This is a genomic window from Helicobacter trogontum, from assembly GCF_000765905.2.
GTDB lineage: Bacteria > Campylobacterota > Campylobacteria > Campylobacterales > Helicobacteraceae > Helicobacter_A > Helicobacter_A trogontum.
Map to the genome: position 1 here is coordinate 186,416 of NZ_JRPL02000002.1, position 14,378 is coordinate 200,793.

Annotated in this window: 11 protein-coding genes; 2 read left to right on the forward strand and 9 right to left on the reverse strand. The window is 33.2% G+C overall.

Annotation, left to right across the window (positions count from 1 at the left end):
* The first annotated feature begins 154 nt into the window (after nucleotides 1-154).
* Complete coding sequence (gene hisF / locus LS81_RS01845; RefSeq protein WP_034346310.1) at nucleotides 155-931, forward strand: imidazole glycerol phosphate synthase subunit HisF; 777 nt, start codon at nucleotides 155-157, stop codon at nucleotides 929-931.
* 814 nt (nucleotides 932-1,745) lie between these two features.
* Here hisF and LS81_RS01850 read toward each other — a convergent pair.
* The 6 genes from LS81_RS01850 to LS81_RS01875 form a co-directional block, all read right to left on the reverse strand.
* Nucleotides 1,746-2,405 (reverse strand): lysophospholipid acyltransferase family protein, encoded by a 660-nt coding sequence (locus tag LS81_RS01850; protein ID WP_034319190.1) that lies wholly within the window; start codon nucleotides 2,403-2,405, stop codon nucleotides 1,746-1,748.
* Nucleotides 2,406-2,413: 8 nt separating this feature from the next.
* A complete protein-coding gene (miaB, locus tag LS81_RS01855; RefSeq protein WP_034346308.1) occupies nucleotides 2,414-3,757 on the reverse strand; it encodes a tRNA (N6-isopentenyl adenosine(37)-C2)-methylthiotransferase MiaB in 1,344 nt (447 codons plus the stop codon).
* A gap of 290 nt (nucleotides 3,758-4,047) precedes the next feature.
* Entirely contained in the window at nucleotides 4,048-5,280 is a 1,233-nt protein-coding gene (locus LS81_RS01860) for a hypothetical protein (protein WP_034346307.1), read from the reverse strand.
* Between the two features lie 287 nt (nucleotides 5,281-5,567).
* The gene (locus LS81_RS01865) at nucleotides 5,568-7,439 is read right to left on the reverse strand and encodes a protein phosphatase 2C domain-containing protein (protein ID WP_052096537.1); all 1,872 of its coding nucleotides are present in this window, start codon (nucleotides 7,437-7,439) and stop codon (nucleotides 5,568-5,570) included.
* A 36-nt stretch (nucleotides 7,440-7,475) separates the two neighbouring features.
* On the reverse strand, nucleotides 7,476-8,147 hold the full coding sequence (locus tag LS81_RS01870) for a vWA domain-containing protein (RefSeq protein WP_034346304.1): 672 nt from the start codon (nucleotides 8,145-8,147) through the stop codon (nucleotides 7,476-7,478).
* 172 nt (nucleotides 8,148-8,319) lie between these two features.
* The gene (locus LS81_RS01875) at nucleotides 8,320-9,720 is read right to left on the reverse strand and encodes a hypothetical protein (RefSeq protein ID WP_034346303.1); all 1,401 of its coding nucleotides are present in this window, start codon (nucleotides 9,718-9,720) and stop codon (nucleotides 8,320-8,322) included.
* A 302-nt stretch (nucleotides 9,721-10,022) separates the two neighbouring features.
* Here LS81_RS01875 and LS81_RS01880 point away from each other — a divergent pair, with 302 nt between their 5' ends.
* On the forward strand, nucleotides 10,023-10,694 hold the full coding sequence (locus LS81_RS01880) for a tetratricopeptide repeat protein (protein WP_233715855.1): 672 nt from the start codon (nucleotides 10,023-10,025) through the stop codon (nucleotides 10,692-10,694).
* A gap of 137 nt (nucleotides 10,695-10,831) precedes the next feature.
* On the opposite strand, the gene LS81_RS01885 is transcribed toward LS81_RS01880, so the two are convergent.
* The 3 genes from LS81_RS01885 to LS81_RS01895 all read right to left on the reverse strand — a co-directional run bounded on the left by LS81_RS01885 (nucleotide 10,832) and on the right by LS81_RS01895 (nucleotide 14,214).
* The gene (locus LS81_RS01885) at nucleotides 10,832-11,749 is read right to left on the reverse strand and encodes a DUF3137 domain-containing protein (RefSeq protein WP_034346300.1); all 918 of its coding nucleotides are present in this window, start codon (nucleotides 11,747-11,749) and stop codon (nucleotides 10,832-10,834) included.
* 418 nt (nucleotides 11,750-12,167) lie between these two features.
* Entirely contained in the window at nucleotides 12,168-13,244 is a 1,077-nt protein-coding gene (locus tag LS81_RS01890) for a hypothetical protein (RefSeq protein WP_104696445.1), read from the reverse strand.
* A 229-nt stretch (nucleotides 13,245-13,473) separates the two neighbouring features.
* Nucleotides 13,474-14,214: a sel1 repeat family protein gene (locus LS81_RS01895; protein ID WP_034346299.1), complete on the reverse strand. Its 741-nt coding sequence runs from the start codon at nucleotides 14,212-14,214 to the stop codon at nucleotides 13,474-13,476.
* Between the last annotated feature and the right edge of the window lie 164 nt (nucleotides 14,215-14,378).

The following is a 14,378-nucleotide window of genomic DNA, read 5'->3' on the forward strand; positions in this document are numbered from 1 at the left end:
ATGTTGGTTAAAGACTACAGCTTTAAACTTATTTCTACTATGTGACTATCTTTATCTTGTAAATAATTAGCTAAACTTATGACTTAATCGCGTTATAATATTATTCTTTCATTGAAATTATAACGATTTTTCAATATGAAGTAAAGGGGATATAATGACAAATTTAGCAAAAAGGATTATTCCTTGTCTTGACATTAAAGATGGAAGAGTTGTTAAGGGTGTAAATTTTGTGGAATTAAAAGATGCTGGGGATCCACTTGAGGTGGCAAAGCGATACAATGATTGTGGTGCAGATGAGCTTGTGTTTTTAGACATTAATGCTTCTTTTGAGGGACGCAAGGCAACACTAAAAGTTATAGAATCTATTGCTAGAGAAGTATTTATTCCGCTTACTATTGGGGGCGGTATTAGCACACTTGAAGATATTAGTAACCTCTTGGATGCAGGTTGTGATAAAGTTAGCCTTAATTCATCAGCTATTAAGAATCCAGATTTTATAAATGAGGGTGCAGAAAAATTTGGCTCACAATGTATTGTGATTGCAATTGATGTGAAAAAGAGAGAGGATGGAAGTATTGGTGTCTTTACGCATGGCGGACGACATGATAGTGGGTTGGATATGCAGGTATGGTTACAGGAAGTGGAGCGAAGAGGGGCAGGTGAGATTTTATTAACGAGCATGGATACTGATGGCACAAAGGCTGGTTTTGATATAGAAAAGTTAAAAATTGCTATGGAGTGTTGTGATTTGCCACTTATTGCTAGTGGTGGAGCAGGTTCTATGGAGCATATTTTGGAGGCGTTTAAGATAGGTGTTGATGCCGCACTCGCAGCGAGTATTTTTCACTATAAAGAGGTGGAAATAGAATCTTTAAAACATTTTTTAGCACAGCATAATATACCTGTACGTTTGAAATATGCACAAGCGTGAATAGCATATGCAAATTAGTGGGCTAAGCAGGTGGTATTTTAATTCCACATATTTTATAGTTGCTATATGATGTGTAAAATGATCTCAATGATTTTAGGGATAGTTGATCAATGTTAAGTCCTTGTTGAATCTTTTTATTTTACACTCCAAGTTGAGTAGGCTAAAGAGTTACAAATGAATTGAAGAGTGTATGGCAAGATTATTATTCGTAATTGGATATACAATACAAGCAAAATCCTAGTGTTTATGCAGGGCGATGAGGTTTTATAGTGATATGAACTACCCATCTTCTTACAACATAGCTTCATAAAGATGACAATGATAAATCTCATGCAAGTATTTATTATAATGTATTTCTAAACTACTTTTTTATATGGGTTATCTTCATATATTATATTAGGTTTAGTTGGATGTTGCGTCTAGTTTTTACTATTATATGTGTTGAGTGTGTAAAACTATATTTAACATGAGGAATTCCTATAATGTTTGGGTTTTTTAAATATTAATCAGTGGGATTAATCTTGGCCAGTTATGCCAATATTAGATACGATATAAGCTTTAATTGCACTTATAAGATTTCAACAATGTTTAATATCTGTTATGTATAGGCAATATAATGAAAGATTTTTATACGCCCTTCATATCAAAGTCCTATAAAGTTGTTTAAAACTTAAATCTTAGAGTGTGCTTAAGGATATTTTATGTGTATAAACATCAAATGCAATACAATAAACTTTAATGCACATTGTTAATGTTCCCAAAAATAGCCTTCAATAGATATTTGAGTATAACTGCGTGGAGAACTCAATTTAGGTTATTGTAGAGAATCTACCTCATTCATATATTCTTGTAGTATTTGTCTTGCTTCATCAATTTCTATATCTGTTGGTAAAAACAATGGTTTATGTATATAATAGTCAATGCGACTAAAAGGTTTTGGAATGCAAAATTTATCCCATGTTTTTAGTTCCCAATATGCACTAGGTTTTACTTTGCAACCACAGATTCCAACACCGCTACGCATAGCCATAAGCAAAATCCCACTCGCAATACTTTTATATGGACCTTTTGGACCATCTGGAGTAACAGCCACATCTTTTCCTTCTTTTAAGGCTCTAACTGCTTGTATTAAGGCTTTTGTGCCACCTTTATGAGTGCCTGTGCTACCGCGTATTGATTCTAATCCAAATTGTTGAAAGTATTGCTCCACCATTGCACCATCATTATGTGCGGCAGTAATAAGACACATATTTGGAATCTCCCTGGCCTTTGCATAAAGATAGGGCATCATTAAGAAATTACCATGCCATAAACATGCTATAAAGTTATTGTCTTTTACATAATCAGTAATATGGAATCTATTGCGACAAGTTATATTGATGCTTTTTGATACAAATAGCATAATCTTATGCATGTATCTACGTTTGAGTTTTTGCTGTCGTTCTCTTGTAAGAAACTTATCAAAAAAAGACATGATGACGCTCACAAGATATTGTTTGGTAAGCTTCTTCCAAAAAGTGTGCTACCTGAAACTTTTGTAATTTCTACATCTACAATCGCACCCATATCAATAAACTCATCTTCGATTCTAATTACTCTATTTGTATCGCTTCTACCTTCACTAAAAGTTTCATTTAGTGATTTTTTATTAGAATCTATGAGCACTTTATGAATCTTTCCTAGCTCTTTTTGGCTGTTCTCTTGTAGAATTTCTCTATGTCTTTGCTGCAATATTGCTAGTCTCTCTTTTGCTATTTCTTTAGGCACACTATCTTTATCACCCCATGAATGCGATAAAGTATTTGGGCGTGGTGAATAGATAAAGCTATATAATGTATCAAAACGCACTGATTCTAACACTTTCATTGTTTCTTGAAAATCATCATCATCTTCTCCTGGGAAGCCCACAATAATATCTGTGCTAATACCTACATGTGGGATCTTCTTCTTTAGGTATGCGATGCGATCTAGATACCATTCTTGCGTGTAACCTCGCTTCATTGATTTTAGAATCTTATTTGATCCACTTTGTAGTGGTATATGTATACTTTTGCAAATCTTTGGATTGGAAGCAAATTCATCCAAAAAAACATCATTCATATGTAGAGGGTGCGGACTTGTAAAGCGGATACGCTCTAAGCCCTCTATTTTACTCAATTCTTGTAATAGCATAGTAAAATCAATCTTTTCATGCGGTGTACTAAACCTTACCCCGTAATTATTTACATTTTGTCCTAACAATAAAATCTCTTTCACACCATTTGCAACTAGCTTTTGTGCTTCCTTATAAAGTAGATTAAATGGTATGGATATCTCTTTTCCACGCGTAAAAGGCACAATACAATATGCACATTTTTTATCGCAACCAATAGAAATGTTTAATAATGCCTTAAATCCATTTTGTTTGGAATCTGAAAATACATATGTGCTGTCATCATAGCTCGTATCAACTTCTACTGCTTTTGGTTTGTGTATAATACTTGTGATTTTAGAAATATTTCTAGCACCCAAAACAAAATCTACATGTGGAGACTTTTTGATGATTTCATGTCCCATAGCACTCGCAGTGCAGCCGCACACACCAATCTTTGCTCCATCTTTTTTGTGTTTTGCAAATTGCCCAATTTCACTAAAGAGTTTTTGCTCTGGTTTCTCCCTAACAGAACAAGTATTGATAAGTATAAGATCTGCTTCTTGTATATTTGCAGTTAGGCTATACCCTTCTTTATCTTGCAGTTCTGCAATAATATGATCGCTATCACGCACATTCATCGCACAGCCCAATGTTTCTATATAAAGCTTTGGATTGTTCGTCTTTGTTTGCATAAAATGCTTCCTTATGGTTATGTAAGATTTATATGTATTTTGTGAAAAAATAGGTAAGAATTATAGAATCTTTATGTTATTAAAAGCTTAATGAAAATAATGCAATTATCTTTTTATACATATGGTTACCACTTGCCAATGAATATATTGGGACAAGTGGTTTAAATTGTTAGACATAGACTTCGTGCTTTAGTTTCATTGTTTGCTTTTTCTCAACATAACAGATTAGGTTATTTTGAGTATATGATGAGTTGCAACTAAAGCCACAGAATCTATAGATAATTGTGTTTTTAGAATTTAAGCTTTGTAAAAACTAAACCAGAGTTGGCATTACCAAAGCCATTACTTACAAAACCACCACCAACAGACCATACAAGATTGCCACTACTTAGGATATTATAGTTGATGATAGCAGAAAACTCTTTGTAATCACCACCAGCATAAAGCACATCAAAATCAAGTTTTTCGCCAAACTTTAATCCTGTAAATACATACCATGTATTTACACCTGCGTTTAGGTAGCTACGATTAGCAAGTCCAGTGCCATTGTATCCAGCCATAGGAAAGAGGTATTGTCCATAAAATCTTGTTCTATCAACAAGAGTTGTGCCATTTAAGCCAACATTACCAATACTCATGTAACCACCACCAAGTTTAATCATATCGATGAAAAGTAGCTCCTCATCAACTTGCCACATAAAACCATTTATGCCACTTGCAAAGAGATGTGACCATAAACCACGAAGCGTGGTAGTAGATTTTACAGCACCAAGATTAAAATCAAAAATGGCACGCGCACCAGCCTGCAATACATCGTTGTTGCCTACTCTTGACCAATATTGTGCATAAGGACTAAGACTTACATGCTCACCAAATTTGAAATCCAAACCAAGTGCGAATAACTCATTATTAAATCCAAAGTTATTCCAGCTTGATGGATATTTACCAAAACCAGAAATATCCATACCATAGCGTCCTTCAGCACCAGATTTTAAACTAGCGCTAGCATTATACCCATCTCGCAACCAGTCATTAACCCATGTTCCCCAGATCCCAAAATATTGAGATTGATATGCAAGAGCAAAACCTTGATTGTGTCCGCCAATCCACTCTGCTGTTGTTAGAATCTGACTTGCATTATATCGACCTAATGCAAAATCTAGCCCTGAACCCTGATAGCCTATGTAAAGATCTGAGAGATCTACATATGGATTTGCAAAAAGTTTGCCGCCATGACCAACAAACGCGTTATTTGTGAAACTACCACCAGCACCAATTGTAAGTGGTGCATAACCAGCCATAACACCAAGACCAAGTTTAAATCCACTAAAGTTAAAATCGACACCCGCTTGTCCCACAACACCTACATATCCAGTGAGACTTTGACCCACCAATGTGTTTGCATCGCCAAAGCCAAAGTTACCCATCACACCAAGCTTACCAAATGGAGTTACTTCAACCGCTTGTGCTGCACTTGCTAGAAGTCCTGCTAAAACAACTGAACCCATTATTCTTTTTGTCATTTTTGATCCTTTAATAACAATTTGTGTCACTTTGCATATATGTGTCATGCAACAAAACACTCACGGTTAGATCGACTATTTTTCATTAACTTTAATACTTTCTGCATTTATCTATTGTTGGGTGCAAATGAGATAAATCAGTGATTAATATCTTAAGCATAATTATTAAAATACCCATAACCCTATGTTGCAACTGGCATCAATATGTAATATCTTATTAAAAAGTGCATAGAGTATCTGATTTCAATGTGATTATACTTCATTATAAGGTAATAGTGGAATAAATTTTAGACTTTCACCAATACCGCAATACTACAATCATCATAGCTTTTTTCATTTTTTACTTTTTCTATGAGAGTTTCTATATCTTTTTGCTTTTTGTCTTTATCTTGTCCTTCTCTGATTGCTAAAATGTGTTTTTGCAGAGCTTCTATAAACTTCTTATCCTTTTTACTATAAAGTCCCTCTGTGCTGCCATCTGACATCAGTACAAAGGCGGTAATATTTTTTTCGTGTATATTCCCTTTTGATATTTTTAATACTTTTTCTGCATATTCTGTTGTTACGAAGTATGTTTCATTTGCATGTTCGCCATTATCTGGATTTGAAATGCATTGAAGTTTATCTCCATAAAGTCCACCGATAGCACCATCACCTAAATGTCCTGTAAGGCATTGGTTACCTTTAATCGCGGCAAAAAGCAGGGTGGAAGTTAAGTCTTTTGGTTCACAAACGCTATTTATAATCTCTTCTTTCATACCTTCTAAACAAGATTTCATATCGATTTTTATAATTTTCTCCATATCTTTATTTTGCTTATTTAGCTTGTTTGTTATAAAGTCTAAGCACTCTTTTCTAGTATGTTCTAGCGAATCTAGTGCCTCTTGCAGCTCATTAGATTCTATGCTCTCTATATCACTATTTTTGTAGAATGTTTCCCTAGTATATTTTTTAAGTTGTTCTAAGTGCTTTTTTGTATCTTCTTTTTTATTGTTGAAAGCTGTTTTAGCTTTGTTTAATTTTTGTTTCAAGCTATCATGCTCTTTTATATGTGATTGTATTGTGTTCTTTAATTGTTTTTTATCCTTTATCGCTAAAGCTAGCAACTCTTGCTCTCTTTGTATGGCTTTTTCATAGCATTGTATAAATTCCATAATGATAGATTTAAACTTCTTTTTCGTCTTTAAAATATGGCTGTGTAGTTCCCCATGCTGTATTTCAAGCTCATCTTTTTCCTTTTTTAACTTTCCTTGCAGCTCTTTTGCATCCCTACTTATATTTTTGTATACCTTTTTTAATGTGCTTAGAATTTCTCTGCCTATTTGCTTTAAATCTTCTATTATGTTTGCAATTTTTTCCTTTTTATCCGTTTTTATATTATTTATATGGTGTTCTATTTTATCTAGAATTCCCTGTAATTCTTTGCTTTCTTTCAATAAAGAGTCTTGCATAGATTTGCAAAAAGATTCCATGTGCTTAACATCTTTTCTGTCATCTTTTTCCCACCAACGTTTTATCATTCGTTCTATCGTTTTAAAGCACTTTTTCAAAAAATTCTTATGCCGCTTCTTTAAAATTTCAATGTAGAAGCCCCTTGAGGTATTTATTCTTTCTTCATAATTTTGCCAATATTCATCTAGTGCAAAATGAAAACCAGTAAGATGGGATTTATGATCCTCCCTACTTTTCTCTTTTGTATTGTCTAGCTCTTTTATATCATGATCCAATAATTTTATTTTATCCTCTAATTCTGTCTTATAATCAAAGTCAATATTGCAATGTACACTATTTAATTCATCATGACACTTTTTTAAAAATTTTTGAATCTCGTTATACGCCTTATTTTTTAGCTCATCTGTTCTAGTTTTGCTTTCCGTTATAAGCTCACTATTGATAGATTCTAGAATCTCTTTTGCCACTACACTCGGTTCAGGTTCAGCAAAATATTTATCAAAATTTTTTTTAATGAGATTTGCTACAACCCCGCTTGTTTTTTCTGCTCCATAATGTGAGAGTCTTGCGCTTCCTGCACCATCACACAAAGCTATAATACCGATATGAGAATCTATAAGATTGTACGCCTTATCTTGACATGGTGTATCCGTACTTTCATGGCTTCTTCCTGGTGTTTCATAACAAATAGAGATAAAATTTGACACATACTCTCCTTTAATCTATCACATATAACTTTTACCCTATAATGTTCCCCAACCACTGGTATCGGGTAAGCTGATTTTTTCGTCTATTTTTGAATGCGAAGTGATTGCCACACTTTGTGACAACCATTGAAAAAACTCTTTAAAATTCAATCCATTTAGCTTCATAGGCTTTCGTTTTGGTGAAAAATGATTTAATACTTCTAAATTACATCCATCTACGCCAATTGCAAATACAGTAAGTTTTTTATTATTGACTAAATCACTTGTTCTTTGCGCTGCATCTATGTAGGCATCTGTTGGTGCTCCATCTGTGATTAAAACAAGCCATGGTTGAAAATACTCAACTCCGTTGTCCTGATATTGCCTTTTTCTATCCTCTAATAAATCTAAAGCTCTAGCAACAGCACTCCCCATAGGGGTATTGCCACCTGCAGAGAAACTAGGCGGTATCTCTTCTGCTATGCTTTGAAATTCTTGATTGCATTGTACGCCGTTAAATCCAAATGTAACAATACACACATCAGCGGACTGCTTTGCTACAACATCATCATTTATCGCCTTATAAAACAGCTTTACTCCTTCATTTAGTTGCATGATGGGACTACCATCCATGGAACCACTTGTGTCAAGGCATAAACACACAGGTACTCTTTTTGTAGGATTGTCTGCTAACTCATCTTCTATTATTTCATCATTTAAATCGCTCATGCTATCCCCTTGAATAAAATATCGCAGTTTAAACTGCTAAAATTTGGACTTATAAATTTCTAAGAACTATGACAATTTAAGATCTTTTGCTATGCTCAACGAGACATTGACTAGATTTTATAGCTCTGCATTCATCAATAAGCCCAAAGTTTAACATTTTATATACAAATGACTATAAACTTTTATGAAATTTTTCAAAATGTTGTAGCCACTTTTTTGGTTTTAAAAATTTTTTCTCATTTGCATATTTTCCACCTTTTTGAAAAGTTTGATAAAAGCATTCCTGCAGCGTTTTATTGAGTTTTTCCCAGTACTTTTGTCCCATATCCGGAGCTTTTTTGCTATTACCGCCAACAATATAAGGAAATGTCATGTCCCCCTGACATTCGTCTCTACTACGGCTACCCTTGCAGTCATAGGGATATCTGCCGAAATGTGTGAGTAGAAATAAAAATACTGCAATTGCGTAATATTCATCCGCTAAACTTCGCATAAATTTCTTCATATCCTTGCCCCTATGAGCTGGGAGTAAAAATGCCTCTGTCGTTACGGGACAAGGAAAATTATCAATTTGAAAACTATCGCAATCTATAAAGGATATATTATTTTTTGTATCAAAAAGTACATTATTTGTATTGATATCCCCAATAATAATGCCCTCTTTATGCAGCTTTATACTTAGTTTTAAAAATTTGATACACATTTCAATTAAGTCTTTATATCTATAATTTGGATAGTGTTTCTTTCTCTCTTTGCTACCTCCTAAAATATATTGTATTGGTTTGCTATCATCTGCTTTATTCATCAGGAATCCAATACATTCATTTTGGCTGTTATATAGTGTATGTAGCGGTAAATATACATGTTGCCTACAATCTGGATCAAGCTTTATTGTTTCAAATTTCTTCAGTTTTTTTTGCGTGTAAGCTGGGGCTTTTAACTCCTTTTTGTCTTTTTCATCAGTTTTATAAATCTTTGCTACTAAATTATTAGAATCTGTTTCATATACTATTCCCTCACCGCCTTCTGCTAATTGTTTTACAAGTGTTACACTGATTGATTTATTTTTGTGTTTGTAGTATGCTCTTTCATTAAGAATTGGGATGTCTGCATTTATTTTCATTTTACCTACACTAAGGTTTCTTATCTGCACTCTATGGGTTTGTGACTTAGCTCTATTTTTATCGAATGTGCTAAAGCCACTCTTGTCAAAAAATATTGCTGTTTGCCTATGTTTTACAACTTGATTGCCTGTAATGCGGCTACCAACTATCACTAAAACTTTTTTATCCTGATTTTTTTGTATAACCTCAACTATAGTTTTATAGTCGTGTGTGACTACAATATACCTTTGTATTCCAAAATATTTTTTGTTGAGTCTAGAATTTTGCCTTAACTTATCAAATATGCTGTATGGTAAAGAGATCTGCTTTTTGAGTTTCTTCAAAATTGGTTCTAGAAACGAATCATACTCCTTATCAAAGAATGCCTTAGAAAGCGAATACCCATCAATGAGTAACACATCATGCTTAAGTAGAATTGCCTCCATGTTAGACTTCGAATACACACTCATATAATGACCCCCCCCAAACCCCTAGAAAGAGTAAAACTTGCAACTTTCAGTCGTGGTGTATAAAAAAAACAATAAGAAGTCAAGTGTTTTTACTAAGAAGTTTTTTAGTTTTTATTTAATTCAAAGATAAACCATGCGACAATAAAATAAAAGAATGTCTTGCGTGAATCTAATATTCACTAAAAAATATCGTAGTGATATCAATTGGTAATGATGAAATATACTATTCAACAAATAAGATATTACATGTTTTAATTTATTTGATTATATAATAGTGGTTATAAATTTGATTGTGTGGTGTTATGTTGCGTAGTTTTTTTATACCATTTTTCTTTTTCATGTTTTTGCTCTATGATTCTGTAAATGCAACACAAGTTGATCTTAATGAAAAAGAGCTTATATATGCGTGCTTAGATGGAGCAGAAGAATCTTGTGTGATACTTATTGAAGATGGATTGCCAAGTGTGGAGGAATGCAATGAAGAGGGAGGTTGTATTTTAATTGCACATATTTATATGAATGCCAATTTGCATCAATATGCAATAACCTATCTCAAAAAATCCTGTTATGCCAATATCCTTGAGGCTTGTTTTGAGGCTGCATTAAATTATGAGAAACTAGAAAGCTATACACAAGCATATAATATGTATAAACGAAGTTGTGATAAAGGTTTTATGGCAAGTTGCTATAATCTTGCTATGCTTTATGTAAATGGGCTGGGTGTGGCAAATGATATTCAAAAGGCAAATAGAATCTTTTTTGAAGCATGTGTCAATGATGAAGAGCAATCCTGCTATAATCTTGCAATTTCATATAAAGATGGTATAGGTGTGAAAGCCGATAGGCTGAAAGCAAAGGAATTCTTTAAAAAAGCGTGTGATTTGGGTATGGAGCCTGGTTGCAAGGAATATAAAATCATTAATGCAGCAGATTTTTCAATAACAATACCAGATCATTTGGAACAACAAAAATAAACTTTATTTAACTATAAATGGCTTTATGTAAGTCATCACATGACACTATATATTCACACTTCATCTATTGTGTTAAGTTTAGCTAAACCTTAAAAGGTTGGGGATGTAGGTAATGCTTTCTTCAAAGGTTTGCAATTTTATTGCAATTGAGGTTTAAACCCCTCTTTCAACTCCTTGCCAAAGTCTCTAATATTTTGCAATTCTTTTAAAAGTATATTAAAATCATTTTTAAACTCTTCGAGCTCAAAGCTCGTTAGTTTAAAGTAATCTTGTTCTGTATGGAGAGCTACTAAACAATAGTTTCCCTTAATACAGCAGGAAACATCAGAAAAACTAAAATATTCTTGCACCTTCGCGAGTTTTTCCAACAGTTTAGGCGTTAAGAATTCCTCTGCTTTTTGCATATCGTTTGTGTAAAATTCAAAATCTTTATTTAATACATTCAATTTAGTTTCTAGTTTTTCAAAGCCTTTGGGGGTGGTGAATAATTTTAGCAACTTTTTGGGTTTTAGTAAAATTTCTGCTTCTATTTGTATTTCTTCAAAGATATAAAGCAATACTAACCCACTAAAATCAATGTATCTATCCCCAGCATTCACAGATGTGTGAGAGGTTAGGGTTAGCTCCGAAACAGCGATAAAAAATCCCTCTTCAAAGCCTATAAACTCATCATCACTCTCACTATAATCATATTTTGGAAAAAGCTTAGAATCTTGTATCAACTCATCATCTATAACGCTAACCCCCCAAGTGTAATTTAGCTTTTCTAAAATTACATCTAAATTATGGGCTTTAAGGATATTCTCGTTGTTTTTTTGTTTGTGTATGAATGTCATGAGTGCGAAGAAGGCAATAGGCAAACAAGCATATATTATCGTTTTTTGCGATAAGCCCTGATAAAGAATGAGTAAATAACTCACCAAAACAATCAATGCACTTGCAATTACAAACCTTACAATTTCTCTTGTGTAGCTACTAGTGGCTTTTTTAACCTCCTTTAAAAGAGGGGCTATCTCTTTATCAAAATCTATATCGAGATTAGTAAATTTGGACATTTGAATCCTTGTTAGCATGATAAGTTAAGTAAGACATGATAGCATAAAGGGTTTAAGCAGTCATAACTCATAGAACAACAAGTTCTATCAAAACAACACTAATTATTTTTTTGATTTTTTGCAAAATGTTGTGATAAAGAAGTCTTGATAAGCAAAACACAATAAGCGACAGAAACCTAATTGATAATTGCTAAAAATATCAAGATAATACTTTCTAACAAATTGATACAAAAAGCAAAATCACTTCATAAAATTGCGATCAATTATGCTTAGAACCTAGCTACTTCTTGTTTTATCCCGATTATTAGCTATATTTGATGTTTTAAAATCTTTATAGAATGTTGCTTTCTTTAAAAGTCTCATCTTTATATCATTAAAACTTCTGTGCTATCTTTCTTTAGACATTTAATTGTATCTTTTAATGATAAGTCGTTGCAAAAGGATAGTTGCCCACTTCTTTTATACGCTTTTTAAGTTTTAGAATCCTTAGATATGCTTTTAGGTCTTTTGTTGTAGCATTCTGCAAAATATGCATGTTTCCTGTATGTATAAGCGTGGAATAATGTTTTTCTTTATCCCAAAACTCTTTTTGTGTCTGCTTTGTAGCAAATCGATCGAATACAGATAGAATCCTACCCATTTCCATGTCTCTTATAAGTAGGGTTTGCAAAATCGCATTACTTTCAATGCCATATTCAAGCACTTCAAAATCTTTAAAATATGGCAACTTTATAATATTTGCAAAGCTATGTTGCCCTTTTATGCGTAAAACTCTAAGGAAATTCGTGGTTATCTCATGTTTTGCAATTACGCTATCAAATGAGGTTAAGAATTGCAACGTTGAATAAAGTATATCGCTCTTTGTAGATTCTAATCCTTGCAATAAAATATTAACTGCTCTTGTGTGAAGTCCTGCCATCATCAAATTACTATAAGCCATTAAGAAATCGCTCTCATCTTTTGTTTCTAATGCATGACATAAAAATGCCTCTCCAAGCAAAGCATAAGAGGTTTCAAAACTTCCACCTTCGCTCACAAGCAGTGTTTGCATATGAGATTTTTTATCACGATAGTAATCAAAAACACTAAAATCCCTTACTCTCTCACATCTCTCACATTGTTTGCTGAAATATAACTGCATAGCAAGTAGTTTTGAAGGTGTATTTCCATGTCTAATAGATTCTATGAGCAAATCTTGTGTGAGTTTTGATATGTCTATGTCTCTGCGATTTGTTTCAAGTAAAGCATTATAATATTCATATAGTGTCTCTGGATAAGTCAATTGTATGGAATCTCTTTCTTTTGTTGTTAGAATACATTGAAGTGTGTTTTTTCTCGTATTTGTTGGTATGGCTTGTATGCTTGTAAGCGTATTTATTTCTTGCAGTAAGATTTGTTTTTGTGCTATTTTAGAATCTTGTATTAAAGTGTTTTGAGCAAAAAGATAAGTTGCAAAACAATAAAGATATAAGAGAAATAAAGATATACCCCGCATATTTTTCTTTCAAATTAAACTATTTTCATTTTTCATTATAGCAAAAAAGTTTAGAGTTTCTATAGAGGTCATTATTCGCTCTGCGGTTAAAATTAGTGACATCTTGCTACTTTTTACATGATTGCTTATATTAAATAAACATCACAAGATTTAGTCATGGCTTTGCATTGGCATATATTTGCTTGGTATTTAATATATATCAGAATCTAGGATTGATTGAATGTGCAATTTACCATATACGATAGAGTCGCCCATGTTGCATACGTGAATTAAGCTCAATTGATTCTCTTCTTGCATCACATGCTGCCAGCATACCTAATTCACATGCTAACCCTTGATAGTATTCGTAGTCTTGCTTACTAAGAGTTTTGGAATCCATATAAGCACATGCGATCGCAAACTCTTTATCACACGCTCTCTTGCGATAGTTTAAAATGTGTTCTCGTTGTTTTTCAAAAAGATCATTATTTTCATACACAAGCGAGAGCAAGAAACACTCAAAAATACCACCTTTATCGCATTGTCCTTGTATATGTTGCAAAATCCTATCTGCTTCTTCTAGTTGATTGTTGTTGAGATAATATTGCCGCATATACATACAGCTTAGCTCATCATGAAAATAGCAGCCATGCCGCATATATAAAAGCGTCTTCTCTGGATCTCTTGAAACACCACGTGCATCTTTACTTGCAACTACTAGCATACCGCAGCTTAATCCAACACCCGCATTGCACTCTTTATTAAATTGTGCCAATATGGTCTCACATACCTTATTATCCTCAAGATAATAGCATTTACCAAGTAAATTTACCTTTTGTGCTTTTTGCGTATCATCAAGTATTTGGGCTTGCACCCTAGTCCATTTTAAATCAGGGTTTTTCACAAACGAATTTTTAGATTCTCTTGTTATGTTTGCAGTGTTTGTCGCACAGCCAACTAAAAATAGACATATGCATATTAACCGAATCATAATCCCCCTTTAGCTGATAAACTTAACCCTAAATCTAATCCCACAAATATTAAACATTCCTATATTACCTTCTCCCTCTTGCATCAAGCCCTTTTTTTACAGATCGTTCAAATTCCATAGCAAATTCTGGGAGTTTTTCTTCAAATTTCTTTTGTGTTTCAATA